General features: G+C 59.9%; 13 protein-coding genes. 5 read left to right on the top strand and 8 right to left on the bottom strand.

All coding sequences use genetic code 11. The annotated features are described in order from the left end of the window. Nucleotides 1-69: 69 nt before the first annotated feature. Nucleotides 70-453, bottom strand: coding sequence for a PaaI family thioesterase (locus J5M72_RS19745; protein ID WP_064382742.1), 384 nt, complete (start codon nt 451-453; stop codon nt 70-72). Then, nucleotides 453-2,777: a Tex family protein gene (locus J5M72_RS19750; RefSeq protein ID WP_207866844.1), complete on the bottom strand. Its 2,325-nt coding sequence runs from the start codon at nt 2,775-2,777 to the stop codon at nt 453-455. The genes J5M72_RS19745 and J5M72_RS19750 overlap by 1 nt, the downstream gene beginning before the upstream one ends. Nucleotides 2,778-3,137: 360 nt before the next feature. Between J5M72_RS19750 and ompR the strand changes: the two genes are divergently transcribed. Further along, a complete protein-coding gene (gene ompR / locus J5M72_RS19755) occupies nt 3,138-3,878 on the top strand; it encodes a two-component system response regulator OmpR (RefSeq protein ID WP_007952694.1) in 741 nt (246 codons plus the stop codon). A gap of 114 nt (nt 3,879-3,992) precedes the next feature. After that, nucleotides 3,993-5,306, top strand: coding sequence for an ATP-binding protein (locus J5M72_RS19760; RefSeq protein WP_085712711.1), 1,314 nt, complete (start codon nt 3,993-3,995; stop codon nt 5,304-5,306). 124 nt (nt 5,307-5,430) lie between these two features. Here the strand turns inward: J5M72_RS19760 and rimK are convergent, their stop codons facing one another. Genes rimK through J5M72_RS19775 form a run of 3 tightly spaced genes read right to left on the bottom strand, consistent with a single transcriptional unit; the run spans nt 5,431 to nt 7,608 of the window. Continuing rightward, nucleotides 5,431-6,336 (bottom strand): 30S ribosomal protein S6--L-glutamate ligase, encoded by a 906-nt coding sequence (gene rimK, locus J5M72_RS19765; RefSeq protein ID WP_007949201.1) that lies wholly within the window; start codon nt 6,334-6,336, stop codon nt 5,431-5,433. Next, nucleotides 6,333-6,779 carry an ATP-dependent zinc protease gene (locus J5M72_RS19770; protein WP_169432582.1) on the bottom strand — a complete coding sequence of 149 codons (447 nt, stop codon included), beginning with the start codon at nt 6,777-6,779 and terminating at the stop codon, nt 6,333-6,335. The genes rimK and J5M72_RS19770 overlap by 4 nt, the downstream gene beginning before the upstream one ends. Nucleotides 6,780-6,828: 49 nt before the next feature. Then, complete coding sequence (locus J5M72_RS19775) at nt 6,829-7,608, bottom strand: EAL domain-containing protein (protein WP_207866845.1); 780 nt, start codon at nt 7,606-7,608, stop codon at nt 6,829-6,831. A gap of 116 nt (nt 7,609-7,724) precedes the next feature. Between J5M72_RS19775 and J5M72_RS19780 the strand changes: the two genes are divergently transcribed. Further along, nucleotides 7,725-8,132: a S4 domain-containing protein gene (locus J5M72_RS19780; RefSeq protein WP_169428400.1), complete on the top strand. Its 408-nt coding sequence runs from the start codon at nt 7,725-7,727 to the stop codon at nt 8,130-8,132. A 68-nt stretch (nt 8,133-8,200) separates the two neighbouring features. On the opposite strand, the gene J5M72_RS19785 is transcribed toward J5M72_RS19780, so the two are convergent. Next, on the bottom strand, nt 8,201-9,001 hold the full coding sequence (locus J5M72_RS19785) for a phosphatase PAP2 family protein (protein WP_169428401.1): 801 nt from the start codon (nt 8,999-9,001) through the stop codon (nt 8,201-8,203). Nucleotides 9,002-9,105: 104 nt separating this feature from the next. Here J5M72_RS19785 and hslO point away from each other — a divergent pair, with 104 nt between their 5' ends. Both hslO and J5M72_RS19795 read left to right on the top strand, forming a co-directional pair. Further along, nucleotides 9,106-10,008: an Hsp33 family molecular chaperone HslO gene (hslO, locus tag J5M72_RS19790; protein ID WP_207866846.1), complete on the top strand. Its 903-nt coding sequence runs from the start codon at nt 9,106-9,108 to the stop codon at nt 10,006-10,008. A 181-nt stretch (nt 10,009-10,189) separates the two neighbouring features. Continuing rightward, nucleotides 10,190-11,731, top strand: coding sequence for a phosphoenolpyruvate carboxykinase (locus tag J5M72_RS19795; protein ID WP_207866847.1), 1,542 nt, complete (start codon nt 10,190-10,192; stop codon nt 11,729-11,731). Nucleotides 11,732-11,903: 172 nt separating this feature from the next. Here the strand turns inward: J5M72_RS19795 and J5M72_RS19800 are convergent, their stop codons facing one another. Next, nucleotides 11,904-12,176: a type II toxin-antitoxin system RelE/ParE family toxin gene (locus J5M72_RS19800; protein WP_169428403.1), complete on the bottom strand. Its 273-nt coding sequence runs from the start codon at nt 12,174-12,176 to the stop codon at nt 11,904-11,906. After that, nucleotides 12,176-12,619: a hypothetical protein gene (locus J5M72_RS19805; protein WP_134825142.1), complete on the bottom strand. Its 444-nt coding sequence runs from the start codon at nt 12,617-12,619 to the stop codon at nt 12,176-12,178. Before J5M72_RS19805 ends, J5M72_RS19800 begins: the two co-directional genes overlap by 1 nt. Nucleotides 12,620-12,652 lie beyond the last annotated feature (33 nt).

The raw sequence follows: 12,652 nt of genomic DNA on the forward strand, positions 1-12,652 counted from the left end.
CCCGCTCCCACAGAAAAGCTCGACGCTGCGATCACAGCGCCGAAATTAACTCAAAATGATGAACAACATCTACAGGACAGCGAACGTGCCTTGCGCTTTTGCGACCAGTTTGTCGCCCTGCATCACGTCGGCTTCGACCACCAGCGTGCGCCGGCCCGGGTGGATCACCCGCGCCGTGCACATCACCTCGCCTTCGGAGACGGCGCGGATGTAGTTGATCTTGCACTCGATGGTCGCGCTCTGCTGATCAAAGCCGTGGGTGCTGGAACAGGCCAGCCCCATGGCGATATCGACCAGACTGAACAGCGCGCCACCGTGCAGCTTGCCGCCGCGATTGCGCAGTTCGGGTTCCAGCGCCAGGGCGACTTGCGCCACCCCGGTTTCCAGGCTGTGCAGGCGACAGCCCAACAGCTTGAAAAACGCGCTCTCGACGAGCCCGGCCGGCATTTCCATCAACGTTTCTTCAACTGCTTGGCGTTGGCGAACAGCGACGCCATGGCGTTGTTCGCCGGAGCTGCCGGGGTGCTTTCCTTGCGCGGAGTCGAACCCTGGGACTGGCGTGGCGCCGAGCCCGGACGCGAGCCACGGGCACCGTCGATCTTCTCGCCCGGGGTGTCGCTCATGCGCATCGACAGGCCGACGCGTTTGCGCGGGATGTCGACTTCCATGACCTTCACCTTCACCACGTCACCGGCCTTCACCGCCTCGCGCGGATCCTTGATGAATTTCTCCGACAGCGCGGAAATGTGCACCAGACCGTCCTGATGCACGCCGATGTCGACGAACGCACCGAACGCGGTCACGTTGGTCACCACGCCTTCGAGGATCATCCCCAGTTGCAGGTCCTTCAGGTCCTCGACGCCTTCCTGGAACTCGGCGGTCTTGAACTCCGGACGCGGGTCGCGGCCCGGTTTTTCCAGTTCCTGCAGGATGTCGGTGACGGTTGGCAGACCGAAGGTCTCGTCGGTGAATTTCTTCGGATCCAGACGCTTGAGGAACGCCGCGTCGCCGATCAGCGAGCGGATGTCGCGGTCGGTTTCAGCGGCGATGCGTTGCACCAGCGGATAGGCTTCCGGGTGAACGGCCGAGGAATCCAGCGGGTTATCGCCGTTCATCACGCGCAGGAAGCCGGCCGCCTGCTCAAAGGTTTTCTCGCCCAGACGCGCGACTTTCTTCAGCGCAGCGCGGGTCTTGAATGCGCCGTGCTCGTCCCGGTGGGCCACGATGTTCTGCGCCAGGGTCGCGTTGAGGCCGGAGATCCGCGCCAGCAGCGCCACGGACGCAGTGTTCACGTCCACGCCCACGGCGTTCACGCAGTCCTCGACCACGGCGTCCAGGCCGCGCGCCAGCTTCAGCTGCGACACGTCGTGCTGGTACTGGCCGACACCGATGGATTTCGGATCGATTTTCACCAGCTCTGCCAGTGGGTCCTGCAGACGGCGGGCAATCGATACTGCGCCACGGATCGATACGTCCAGATCCGGGAATTCCTTGGCCGCCAGTTCCGATGCCGAGTACACCGATGCGCCGGCTTCGGAGACCATGACCTTGGTCATTTTCATCGCCGGGTATTTTTTGATCAGCTCGGTGGCCAGCTTGTCGGTTTCACGGCTGGCGGTGCCGTTGCCGATGGCGATCAGATCGACCGAGTGCTTGGCGCACAGGGCGGCCAGGATGGCGATGGTCTGATCCCACTTGTTGTGCGGTACGTGCGGGTAAACCGTGGTGTGATCCAGCAGCTTGCCGGTGGCGTCGACCACGGCGACCTTGCAGCCGGTGCGCAGGCCCGGGTCCAGGCCCAGGGTGGCACGCGGGCCGGCCGGGGCGGCCAGCAGCAGGTCGTGCAGATTGTGGGCGAACACGTTGATCGCCTCGGTTTCGGCGCCGTCGCGCAGCTCGCCGAGCAGGTCGGTTTCCAGGTGGGTGTAGAGCTTGACCTTCCAGGTCCAGCGCACCACTTCGCCCAGCCATTTGTCGGCCGGACGGTTCTGGTTCTGGATGCCGACGTGCTGGCCGATCATACCTTCGCACGGGTGCAGGGTGCCCGGCAGTTCTTCGCCGACTTTCAGCGCGGAGCTGAGAATGCCTTCGTTGCGACCACGGAAAATTGCCAGCGCGCGGTGCGACGGCATGCTTTTCAGCGGTTCGTCGTGTTCGAAGTAATCGCGGAACTTGGCGCCTTCCTCTTCCTTGCCGGCGATCACGCGGGCGCTGAGGGTGGCTTCCTGCTTCAAATAATTGCGCAGTTTGTCCAGCAGGTTGGCGTCTTCGGCGAAGCGCTCCATGAGGATGTATTTGGCGCCTTCCAGCGCTGCCTTGGCATCGGCCACGCCTTTTTCGGCGTCGACGAAGCGCGCAGCTTCGGCTTCGGGGGTCAGGCTCGGGTCGTTGAACAGACCGTCGGCCAGCTCGCCGAGGCCGGCCTCCAGGGCGATCTGGCCCTTGGTGCGGCGCTTCTGCTTGTACGGCAGGTACAGGTCTTCGAGGCGGGTCTTGGTGTCGGCGAGTTTGATTTCGCGTTCCAGTTCGGGGGTGAGTTTGCCCTGCTCCTGGATGCTGGAAAGAATGCTGATGCGCCGTTCGTCGAGTTCTCGCAGGTAGCGCAGACGCTCTTCCAGATGACGCAACTGAGTGTCATCGAGGCTGCCGGTCACTTCTTTCCGGTAACGGGCGATGAAGGGAACGGTAGAGCCTTCATCGAGTAGCGCGACGGCCGCTTCGACCTGTTGTGGGCGTACGCCGAGTTCCTCGGCGATGCGGCTGTTGATGCTGTCCATAAAACCACCTGACAAATTGTGAAAGCAGGCTCGCAGGCGCGTAAATGAAGGCCCGGAGTCTGGTGGGGCGGCTTGATGCTGGCCGCTGCCTGGGTCAAAAGGCATTCCATTGACCCGTGAAATCGAACAATTACTGCGGCGACCCGGAAAATAAAGGACGGCCACCTGCGGTAACGATTCAGACGTTGCCTGGCACAAAAGGCCGCGCATTATAACCGGCGTTCTGTCATTCGGGGGCGACGCAGTCTGTAGGCTCAAGCCCCGGTTTTCTGGCAGTGAAGGAAAAATCTGCTAACAATGCACACGGTGCGTATAACGGCAGCTACGCCATAATGCGCGCCGAGCTAAAAGGAGCATCCAATGAGCAGCACTGCACAAACTGCTGAAGGCGAAAAAATTCTTATTGTTGACGACGATCCGGGGCTGAGCAGCCTGCTGGAACGCTTCTTCGTCAGCAAGGGCTACCGTGCCCGCGCCGTACCGAACACCGAGCAGATGGATCGTCTGCTGTCGCGCGAAGTGTTCAACCTGGTCGTTCTCGACCTGATGCTGCCAGGCGAAGACGGCCTGACCGCTTGCCGTCGCCTGCGTGGCGCGAACAATCAGATCCCGATCATCATGCTCACCGCCAAGGGCGACGAGCTGAGCCGTATCAAGGGTCTGGAGCTGGGCGCCGACGACTACCTGGCCAAGCCGTTCAACCCGGACGAGCTGATGGCCCGGGTCAAAGCCGTACTGCGCCGTCAGGCCGCACCGGTGCCGGGCGCGCCGGGCAGTGAAGAAGAAAACGTCACGTTCGGCGACTACGTGCTGTCCCTGGCCACCCGCGAACTCAAGCGCGGCGACGAAGTGCACATGCTCACCACCGGTGAGTTTGCGGTACTCAAGGCCTTGGTGATGAACGCCCGTCAGCCGCTGACCCGCGACAAGCTGATGAACCTGGCTCGTGGCCGGGAGTGGGATGCCCTGGAGCGTTCCATCGACGTGCAGATTTCCCGTCTGCGCCGGATGATCGAACCCGATCCGTCCAAACCGCGCTACATCCAGACTGTCTGGGGCGTGGGTTATGTATTCGTGCCGGATGGCAACTCCACCAAGTGACGGGTGATTTGTAGGAGCGGGTCTGCGGGAAACGGTCGAAAGTGCCTCCTCCGCAGACTCGCTATCCGCAATATGCGAGCATTGCTCGCTCCTGCAAGTGCGTAGCGGTTATCCATGAAAACCCCTGTCTGGTTCCCCCAAAGTTTCTTCTCCCGCACCCTCTGGCTGGTGCTCATCGTCGTATTGTTTTCCAAGGCACTGACCCTGGTTTATCTGCTGATGAACGAGGATGTGCTGGTGGATCGCCAATACAGCCACGGCGTCGCCCTGACGCTGCGCGCCTATTGGGCCGCCGATGAAGAGAACCGCGCGAAGATCGCCGATGCCGCAACCCTGATCCGGGTGGTCGGTGCCGGTGTGCCGGAAGGTGAACAGCACTGGCCTTACAGCGAAATCTACCAGCGGCAGATGCAGGCGGAGCTGGGTGCCGATACGGAAGTCCGGCTGCGCATGCATTCGCCGCCGGCGTTGTGGGTGCGCGCGCCGAGCCTGGGGGACGGATGGCTGAAAGTGCCGCTGTATCCTCATCCGTTGCGTGGCCAGAAAATCTGGAACGTGCTCGGATGGTTCCTCGCCATCGGGCTGCTTTCGACCGCTTCCGCATGGATTTTCGTCAGCCAGCTCAACCAACCGTTGAAACGTCTGGTCTATGCCGCCCGGCAACTCGGTCAGGGCCGCAGCGTGCGCCTGCCGATCAGCGATACGCCCAGCGAAATGACCGAGGTTTATCGCGCCTTCAATCAGATGGCTGAAGACGTCGAACAGGCCGGTCGTGAACGTGAACTGATGCTCGCCGGCGTTTCCCATGACCTGCGAACACCGCTGACCCGTCTGCGACTGTCACTGGAGTTGATGGGCGATCGCACCGACCTGACCGACGACATGGTGCGCGACATCGAAGACATGGACGCGATCCTCGACCAGTTCCTCGCGTTCATTCGCGATGGTCGAGACGAGTCGGTGGAAGAGGTGGATCTGAGCGATCTGGTGCGCGAAGTCGCGGCGCCGTACAACCAGAGTGAAGAAAAGGTGCGTTTGCGTCTGGAGCCGATCCAGCCGTTCCCGCTGCGTCGGGTGTCGATGAAACGTCTGCTGAACAACCTGATCGGCAACGCGTTGAACCATGCCGGCGGTAGCGTGGACGTCGCGGCCTATGTGTCCGGCGACACCAGCGCGCCGTATGTGGTGCTGAGCGTGATGGACCGTGGGGCGGGGATTGATCCGTCGGAGCTCGAGGCGATCTTCAATCCGTTCACCCGTGGCGACCGCGCGCGGGGCGGGAAGGGCACCGGGCTGGGCTTGGCGATCGTCAAGCGGATTGCGTCGATGCACGGCGGCAATGTCGAGTTGCGTAACCGGTCCGGTGGCGGGCTGGAAGCACGGGTTCGGTTGCCGCTGGGATTGATGTTGCCAAGAGATGCCGTTTAACGGCGGATATCCTGCCGGGTCTGACGGCCTCTTCGCGAGCAAGCTCGCTCCCACAGTTGAAATGCATCCCCCTGTGGGAGCCAGCTCGCGATGGCGGCCATTTGGCCGCCTCATCGCTTCAGGTCTAGCCCTTGCCTTTGGTGCGGGTCATGTTCGGCCCGCCATTCTTCTCAAGGTGTTCGATGATGATCCCCGCCACGTTCTTGCCGGTGGTGGTCTCGATCCCTTCCAGGCCCGGCGACGAGTTCACTTCCATCACCAGCGGCCCGTGATTGGAGCGCAGGATATCCACACCCGCCACCGCCAGGCCCATGACCTTGGCGGCACGCAACGCGGTCATGCGTTCTTCCGGGGTGATCTTGATCAGGCTGGCGCTGCCGCCACGGTGCAGGTTGGAGCGGAATTCCCCGGGCTTGGCCTGACGCTTCATCGCCGCGATCACCTTGTCACCGACCACGAAACAGCGAATATCCGCGCCGCCCGCTTCCTTGATGTATTCCTGCACCATGATGTTCTGCTTCAGGCCCATGAATGCCTCGATCACCGACTCCGCCGCCGTTGCAGTTTCACACAGCACCACGCCGATCCCCTGGGTACCTTCCAGCACCTTGATCACCAATGGAGCGCCGTTGACCATGTCGATCAGGTCGGGAATGTCGTCCGGCGAGTGGGCGAACCCGGTCACTGGCAGGCCGATGCCACGGCGGGAAAGCAGCTGCAGCGAACGCAGTTTGTCCCGGGAGCGGGCGATGGCCACCGATTCGTTGAGCGGGAACACCCCCATCATTTCGAACTGACGCAGCACCGCGCAGCCATAGAACGTCACCGATGCGCCAATCCGCGGGATCACCGCGTCGAAACCTTCCAGCGGTTTGCCGCGATAGTGGATCTGCGGTTTGTGGCTGGCGATGTTCATGTAGGCGCGCAAGGTGTCGATCACCACCATTTCATGCCCGCGTTCGGTGCCGGCTTCGACCAGACGACGGGTGGAATACAGACGCGGATTGCGCGACAGCACAGCGATCTTCATGCAACACCTGTGGAGGAGGTAGATACCGGGAACACCGGCTTGTCTTGTACATACTTGATGCCCGGATTGACCACCAGCTGGCCGTCGATCAGGGCTTTGGAACCGAGCAACAGGCGATAGCGCATGGACTTGCGGCAGGCGAGGGTGAACTCGACCGGCCAGACCCGATCACCGAGGGCCAGGGTGGTGCTGATCACGTAGCGCACCTGGGCCTGGCCGTTGGAACTCTTGATGGTTTTGCGGGTGACCAGCGGCGCTTCGCAACGCCGGTGGCGCAACTGCACCACCGTGCCCAGGTGCGCAGTGAAACGCACCCATTTCTCGCCGTCCCGTTCAAACGGCTCGATGTCGGTGGCGTGCAGGCTGGAGGTGCTGGCGCCGGTGTCGATTTTCGCCCGAAGGCCCGCGACTCCCAGATCCGGGAGTGCCACCCACTCGCGCAGACCGACAACGGTCAAATGGTCAAATGTCTTCAATGGAAAAAACCAACAATTAACGCGTCCACGCTGCAGGGGAAACCTGAGCTAACGCTTTGAATGCAGGCTTGGCGAACCAGAATCCCTGCATCAGAAATATTCCACAATCCGCCAGGAAATCCCGTTCACCAGCGCTTTCTATGCCTTCGGCGATGACTGTAACGTCCAACTCCGCACAGATTGTGACAATCCCCCGAACGATAGCCTGACGAATACGGTCACGGTCGATATCGCGGATCAGCGCCATGTCGAGTTTGATCAGGTCAGGCTGGAAATCGGCCAGTAGATTGAGCCCTGAATAGCCGGCACCGAAATCGTCGATGGCCGTCTTGAAGCCGAATTCGCGGTATTCACGCAGAATATTGGTCAAATGGCGATAGTTATCTACGTGCTCGCTTTCCAGGGTTTCGAAAATCAGACGGTCGATCGGGAAATTGTGTTTCCTGGCGGCCTCCAGGGTGCTGCGAATGCATAACTCTGGACGATAGACGGCGTTGGGCATGAAGTTGATCGACAAGTGTGTCTGCATATTAAGCGCGGCCGCGCCTTCGATGGCGCGAGTCCGGCAGAGTTGGTCGAAACGGTAGCGGTTGTCTTCTGTAACCTGATCCAGCACGGTTAACGCGCCTTCGCCGGCCGGACCACGAACCAGCGCCTCGTAGGCGTAAACCGACTCGTCACGCAGATCCACGATGGGCTGATAGGCGAAGGAAAAATCGAAGCCCAGCGGCTCGCTTTGCTGGCAGCCCGGGCACCCGGATCGGGGCGAGGTCAATGAAGACGGAAATTTGGTCACTCGATCACTCCATGCCGTTGAACCGGCGAAGATCACAGTTTATCTGGAGGGCCGGATCCTTGCGCCCGACAGAATCGGTAGTACAGTTCCGACTACTGGCTGAACGAGGAATTCATATGGCGCAAAAACAGGAAGAGGACGACAAGGTCCGTCTCGATAAATGGTTGTGGGCAGCGCGTTTTTATAAAACACGGGCCTTGGCCAAGGCTGCGATCGAGAGCGGCAAAGTGCATTGTCGGGGAGAGCGCTGCAAGCCTGGCAAAGAGCCACGCATTGGCGACGAATTCGAGATTCGTACCGGCTTCGAGGAAAAGACTGTAGTGGTCCAGGCCCTGTCGATCGTGCGTCGTGGCGCGCCGGAAGCTCAGACACTGTATGCGGAGACCGAGGCCAGTATCGCCAAGCGCGAGGCGGCTGCGGCGATGCGCAAGGCCGGGGCGATGGGCGTGACCACCGATGGCAAACCCAGCAAGAAGCAGCGGCGGGATCTGTTTAAATTTCGTGGGAACAGCAGCGGCGAATAAAAAATCGCAGCTTGCCGGTCCTGACTCAAGACCCGTCAAAGGCTGCGATTTTTTTCAGTGGTCGTCGATTATCGTGCGGACACGATGGTCATCCGCGAAATCACCGGCAACTTGCCCAGCAGCCCGAAAATCGGCGCCGTGACCTTCAGCCAGAAATTCGCCGCGTGATAGGCGAACGGCGTGTAGTAACCCCAACCCAGCGCCCACACCGCCAGCAGCAGACCACCGATGTAATCGTCCTGGCCCCAGTGTGCGCCGGCTACCAGACGCGGCAGCATGAACAGCAGCGCCAGGCCCCAGATCGTCAGGAACTGGCCGGCTGAACGACTGAACACCCCCATGAACAGCGCCCAGATCAGCAACACCGAAGCGTGGTCACCGGGGAAACTCTGGCTTGAGCGATCCTTCAGCTCAAAGGCCTTCTCCAGATGCGGGAAGTAATCGCTCATATGGACGGCGCCTTCGAGCACCATGGAGGGACTGTTGTGCTGCCAGCCCATGTGATCGGCGAATTTGGAAAACAGCGCGCGGATGACCACCATCAGCAGCAGGATCGAGAAAAATCCGAAGAAGGCGCGACGTACATCAATCGCCTTGAAGACCCAGTCGCCCTTGATCAGCAACGTCAGCAGAATCAGTCCGACGACAACATCGAACGGGCGCAGACTTGCAATTGCCCAGATGTGGAGCCATATGGGGTTGCTGGCCAGCGGAGTATTGAGTGAGCGGAACAGCCACTCGTCGAAAACCACACACAGCATCTGGCCTGTAGGCCATAACCAGAAAGCCAGTAGTGCCAATGGCACCGTATTGCACAGAAGCAGCCGGCCGAGGTTCCACCTTGATTGGAACAAACCCGGATTGTTCATAAAATGCCTCCCGTGGCTGAACACAGGCATCAAAATGGATGCCAGAAGCGCGGGATTTTCATTCTTTGTAACCATTTTGTCATTAAAATCAGATACCTAAACCTATGACCGATTTCCTCGATACCGATTACACCCAACGCTTCATCTTCGATGACAGCGACACGCGCGGCGAACTGGTGTCGCTGGAACGCAGCTACGCCGAAGTGCTCGCCAAGCACCCGTATCCCGAGCCGGTTGCGCAATTGCTGGGCGAATTCATGGCTGCCGCGTCGTTGCTGGTGGGCACTCTGAAATTCGATGGCTTGCTGATCCTTCAGGCACGCTCCGAAGGCCCGATTCCGCTGTTGATGATCGAGTGCTCCAGCGAGCGTGAGATCCGTGGCCTGGCCCGTTACGAGGCTGACCAGATTGCCCCCGACGCGACCCTCGCCGACCTGATGCCTGAGGGCGTTCTGGCCCTGACGATCGACCCGACCGTCGGCCAGCGCTATCAGGGCATCGTCGATCTCGACGGCGAAACCCTGTCCGACTGTTTCACCAACTACTTCGTCATGTCCCAGCAGGTCGGCACCCGCTTCAAGCTCTGCGCCGATGGTCGTCGCGCCCGTGGCCTGCTGCTGCAGCAACTGCCTGCCGATCGCCTGAAAGATGAAGAAGAGCGCGCCGCCAGCTGGCAGCACATCACCGCGCTGGGCAACACCCTGACCGCTGATGAACTGTTGAGCCTGGACAACGAAACGGTTCTGCATCGTCTTTACCATGAAGAGCAGGTCCGTCTGTTCGATGTGCAGAAACTGCGTTTCCACTGCAGTTGCTCCCGTGAGCGTTCGGGCAATGCACTGGTCAGCCTGGGTCTGGAAGATGCGCAGCAATTGGTGGCCGAGCAGGGTGGCAGCGTCGAGATCGATTGCCAGTTCTGCAACCAGCGCTACCTGTTCGATGCGGCGGATATCGCTCAATTGTTCGCTGGCGCGGGCGTCGAGACGCCGTCAGATACCCGGCACTAAAACGGTTCAGCGCAGGTAAATTCACTGCTCAACGACGGAATAACGCCGTTACGACGGGAGGGCCCTACTCTTTTTGGGCTTTTCTGGCATAATCCGGCCCACTTTTTTCGCGGTAGTAGTGCACGACTTTCTACTACAAAACGTTTGGAGCACACTCGGCCACTGGCCGACGGGGAACCTCATGACGCAAGCCAATAACGCCGTGTACACCGATCTGAGTGTTGATGATCTGGTAAAAGAAGCCCTGAAACGCGGTGAAGGCGAGCTTGCCGATACCGGCGCTCTGGTTGTTCGCACCGGTCACCGCACCGGCCGTTCGCCAGTCGACCGTTTCATCGTTGAAGAGCCTTCCACCCAGGCTGCCATTGCCTGGGGCCCGATCAACCGCAAGTTCCCGGCCGACAAGTTCGACGCGCTGTGGGCTCGTGTTGAAGCATTCAACAACGCGCAAGAGCATTTCGTTTCCCACGTGCATGTAGGCGCGGCCGAAGATCACTACCTGGCCGTGAAGATGACCACCCAGACTGCCTGGCAGAACCTGTTCGGTCGTTGCCTGTTCATCAATCCGGCCCAGTACAACCCGGCCGGTCGCGAAGAGTGGCAAGTGCTGAACGTCGCCAACTTCGAGTGCGTGCCTGAGCGTGACGGCACCAATTCCGACGGTTGCGTGATCATCAACTTTGCCCAGAAGAAAGTGCTGATCGCCGGCATGCGTTACGCCGGTGAAATGAAGAAAGCCATGTTCTCGGTGCAGAACTTCCTGCTGCCGGCCGCTGACGTGCTGCCAATGCACTGCGCTGCCAACATCGGCGAAGAGGGCGACGTGACCCTGTTCTTCGGTCTGTCGGGCACCGGCAAGACCACCCTGTCCGCCGACGAAAGCCGTTACCTGATCGGTGACGACGAACACGGCTGGGGTGAAGGTGTTGTGTTCAACATCGAAGGCGGCTGCTACGCCAAGTGCATCGACTTGTCCGAGAAGAACGAGCCGGTCATCTGGAAAGCCATCAAGCACGGCGCTGTGCTGGAAAACGTCGTGATCGACGACGCCAAGCACGCCGACTACGCCGATGTCAGCCTGACCCAGAACAGCCGCGCAGCCTACCCGCTGGAGCACGTTGCCAAGCGTTCCGAGAAGAACCTGGGCGGCGAGCCCAATGCTGTAATCTTCCTGACCTGCGACCTGACCGGCGTCCTGCCGCCAGTGTCGATCCTGAACAACGAGCAGGCGGCCTACCACTTCCTGTCCGGCTACACCGCACTGGTGGGCTCGACTGAAATGGGTTCGGGCAGCGGCATCAAGTCGACCTTCTCCACCTGCTTCGGCGCACCGTTCTTCCCGCGCCCGGCTGGCGAATACGCTGAGCTGCTGATCAAGCGCATCAAGGGCTTCGGCTCCAAGGTCTACCTGGTCAACACCGGCTGGACCGGCGGTGGCTACGGCGTCGGCAAGCGCTTCAACATCCCGACCACCCGCGCCGTGATCGCAGCGATCCAGAGCGGTGCATTGATCGGTGCTGAAACCGAACACCTGGACACCATCAACCTGGACGTGCCACTGGCCGTACCGGGCGTCGAAACCAACCTGCTCAACCCACGCAACACCTGGGCTGACAAGGCTGCGTACGACGAAGCTGCCAAAGCACTGGCCGGTCTGTTCATCGAGAACTTCAAGAAGTTCGACGTGAGCGACGCGATCAAGGCTGCCGGGCCTAAGTTGTAAGACTTAGTTCTGGTGAATGAAAAAGCCGCCTCTTGAGGGCGGCTTTTTTGTGGGTGATTGGTTGGACTTCGTTGTCAGATCAACTGCCATTATTCCCGCAGAGTCCGCGCTAAACAGCCAGAATAATGCTACTTAAGGAGCCTCGAACTCCTAAGCATTTTTTCTCCAGCCATCATGGCCATTGCCGTCTGGTATGCAGCACTCGCAGCACTTCCACAACATCAACTTTGATTGCGTAGATGATGACGTAGTTTGGGGTGACGACGATTTCGCGGGTGCCTTCCGCGATACCTTTTCGGTATATGGCTGGGTGCTGGCGAGCGCTTTCTCCTTTCAGTTCGAAAACCTCATCGAGCTCAATCGCTGCAACGGGATTTTCCTGTCCGATACGCTCCATGATGTTGTCTCGGTCATCCAGCGCCTCTTGGCGCCAGACTAACCTCATCAACGTACTCGCTGACGCAGGGCATCACGCTTGGCGGCAAATATCCTGCGAGCGTCTTCATCGCTGACGCTGGGTCTTGGGTCATCAATGCTGATTTGTACCTGTTGCTTGACCCATTCTTCATACGCAGCAGCTTCATGAGCTTGCTTCATCGCTTCGGCGCGATCAGGGCGAGCATAGGTTTTTATTTGAAGAGGATCATAACTGGAGGCGTCCACATCGAAGTGATTGATACCCACTCCTTGCAGGTAGGTCACAAGTGTTTCGAACCGCTTGAACAGCCGCACCTGACCACTGCGCTGTGCTGCCAGTGAATACTCTTTGCTTCCTTGCTGAACTTGAATCGACCAGCCACCGGGCTTGGCGACGATATGTGCGCTACTGATCGAACCGTTCTCAAACAGTCGCGTGAGAGTGCTGTGATCAATGGTTTCAGTGGTCATGAAAGCAAGCCCTTGGTTGAACAATGGCTCCCA

It is taken from the genome of Pseudomonas sp. 58(2021) (genome assembly GCF_017491585.1).
GTDB classification, from domain to species: Bacteria; Pseudomonadota; Gammaproteobacteria; order Pseudomonadales; family Pseudomonadaceae; genus Aquipseudomonas; species Aquipseudomonas fluorescens_BT.